This is a genomic window from Flavobacterium sp., from assembly GCF_035292545.1.
In the GTDB taxonomy this organism is placed as follows: Bacteria; Bacteroidota; Bacteroidia; order Flavobacteriales; family Flavobacteriaceae; genus Flavobacterium.
This window is the reverse complement of sequence record NZ_DATDPV010000017.1, coordinates 1-2,565: the sequence shown is the minus strand read 5'-3', so window position 1 is coordinate 2,565 and position 2,565 is coordinate 1. Positions and strand designations below refer to the sequence as shown.

At 36.1% G+C, this 2,565-nt stretch carries 3 protein-coding genes; all 3 read left to right on the top strand.

All coding sequences use genetic code 11. The features are described 5' to 3' along the window. The first annotated feature begins 19 nt into the window (after positions 1-19). The 3 genes from VI621_RS02730 (at position 20) to VI621_RS02720 (ending at position 2,386) form a co-directional block, all read left to right on the top strand. Positions 20-553 (top strand): DUF2480 family protein, encoded by a 534-nt coding sequence (locus VI621_RS02730; protein WP_324216861.1) that lies wholly within the window; start codon positions 20-22, stop codon positions 551-553. 132 nt (positions 554-685) lie between these two features. Further along, entirely contained in the window at positions 686-2,212 is a 1,527-nt protein-coding gene (locus VI621_RS02725) for an IS1634 family transposase (protein ID WP_324216860.1), read from the top strand. Between the two features lie 9 nt (positions 2,213-2,221). Then, the gene (locus VI621_RS02720) at positions 2,222-2,386 is read left to right on the top strand and encodes a hypothetical protein (protein ID WP_324216859.1); all 165 of its coding nucleotides are present in this window, start codon (positions 2,222-2,224) and stop codon (positions 2,384-2,386) included. Positions 2,387-2,565 lie beyond the last annotated feature (179 nt).

Genomic DNA, 2,565 nt, shown 5'->3' with positions numbered 1-2,565 from the left:
CAGATTTGAGATTTAAGATATGAGATTTGAGAATGAAATCACAAACAAAGTCGCCCAAAGCGGAATCATTGAAATTAATCTGGAAGATTTTTTTCCGCAAAACGAAAAAGTTTTGTATGACTTGAAAAGCAATCTTTACGAAGAACTTGTTTTGAAAGAAAAAGATTTCAGGGAATTTGTAAAAAACAATAATTGGAAAATTTACGAAGGAAAATCTGTTGCGCTTTATTGTTCTGCTGATGCCATTGTTCCAACTTGGGCATATATGCTTTTAACCTCTGCTCTTGAACAGTTTGCAAAAAAAATTGTTTTTGGTGATTTAAAAACTCTGGAAAATATTTTGTGGATGGAATCTCTTTCAAAAATAAATCCCGAAAATTTCCGCGATGCCCGAGTGGTAATAAAAGGTTGTTCCGATAAAATTTCAATTCCTGAATGCGCTTATGTTGAAATTACACGGTTGCTGAAACCTGTTGCCAAATCAATAATGTATGGTGAGCCATGCTCTACAGTTCCGGTTTTCAAGAGGAAAGAAAGTTCAGGCGACAACTAAATTTACAATACTTTCAAATAAAATTCTCCCGTTTTCGACATTTTGAATAAACTGCACCCCTTTCCCTTCTGAAACCCTTGATTTTGCTGCAGAGTTGATTTCTGTTTGGGTGTCCTAATGTATTTTTGGGGCATGTTTGTAAGGAAGAAAAAAAATCATTCCGGAAAAATCAGCATTCAAATCGTTGATAAAAGTTCAGGGAAATACCGCGTTGTAAAAACAATTGGGTGCAGCGACAATGAAGAACAAATAAATGCTCTGTTTAAGTCGGCTCGTGAAGAAATCCATCGGTTAAAAAAACAATTTCAGATTGATTTTGAATTTGGTGACGGGGAGATTTTTTTTGAAAGAGTAGCGCAAAGCATCAAGGAAATTCAACTCATCGGACCAGAATTATTACTGGGGAAAATATTTGATGAAATCGGCTTTTACAAAATAAAGGACGAGTTATTCAGGCATTTGGTTATAGCGCGATTAGTGTATCCTGCGAGCAAATTAAAAACTGCTGATTATTTGCTCAAGTACAAGAGCGTTGTATATGGGGTTCAACAAATTTATCGGTATCTGGACAAACTGCATAAGCAGCAACAGACGCTTATCCAACAAATCAGTTACCGGCACACGCTGAAACTATTGAATGGAAAAATATCCGTAGTTTTTTATGATGTTACCACATTGTATTTTGAAGCAGAAGATGAAGATGATATACGCAAAACAGGATTTTCCAAAGACGGCAAGCATCAGCATCCGCAGATTCTTTTAGGATTACTGGTAAGCATTGGCGGATATCCGTTGGCGTATGAAATTTTTGAAGGAAATAAATTTGAAGGGCACACAATGCTCCCCATCCTTGAAGCATTTAAAAGCAAATATCAACTCCAACGATTAGTCATTATTGCCGATGCGGGATTATTGTCCAAAGAAAATATTGCTATGCTTAAAGAGAAGAAATATGAATTTATTCTTGGAGGAAGAATTAAAAACGAATCCAATACCGTAAAAGAAAAAATATTGCGACTATCATTACCCGATGGCGCAAGCTCGATAATAGAAAAAAATGACGACACAAAACTTATCGTCAGTTATGCCTTGACAAGAGCCAAAAAAGACGCACAAAACCGCAGCAGAGGATTAAAAAAACTGGAAACTGCTTTAGCTAAAGGCAAACTCACCAAACAACATATCAACAACAAAGGCTACAACAAATATTTAAAACTGGAAGGAAATATCAGCATCAGCATTGATTACGATAAATTTAAAACAGATGCCCGTTGGGATGGATTGAAAGGATACATCACCAATACTTCATTAGGCAAAGAAGAAATTATTGAAAACTACAAACACCTGTGGCAAATTGAAAAGGCATTCCGCATCTCAAAAACCGATTTGCGCATCCGTCCCGTTTATCACCACTTGAAACGAAGAATTGAATCGCACATCTGCATCGCCTTCACCGCTTACAAAATCTATAAAGAATTAGAAAGACAGTTGAAAGCGAAAAATATACATTTATCTCCCGAAAAAGCAATAGAAATTTTAAAAACCATTTACGGATTACAAATCCAAAACCCACAAACTCAAGAGATAAAAATAAAAGTATTTGCAAAAAAGCCAGAACAATTAGAGCTGCTTAAAAATTTTGGGTGTCCCTGCGTTTAAAACAGGGGAATGGGATGCGGAAAAATGGGTAAGAAAAAATGCAAAAAAATGTGCGGAAAAGGTGACATGATGATGTGGGAAGGTGAAGAAGATGATGATGAACAGGAGGATATTAAAGTGGAGATTATGCAGAAACAAGTGGAGAAAGAAAAAGAAGAACCAGCTAAAAAATAACCGGCAATTAACGGTCGGCAATATGCAAAAAGAGGTAATTCAAGTTTTGAATTACCTCTTTTTCCCGTTTTCGACATTTTGAATAAACTGCACCCCTTTCCCTTCTGAAACCCTTGATTTTGCTGCAGAGTTGATTTCTGTTTGGGTGTCCTAATGTATTTTTGGGGCATGTTTGTAAG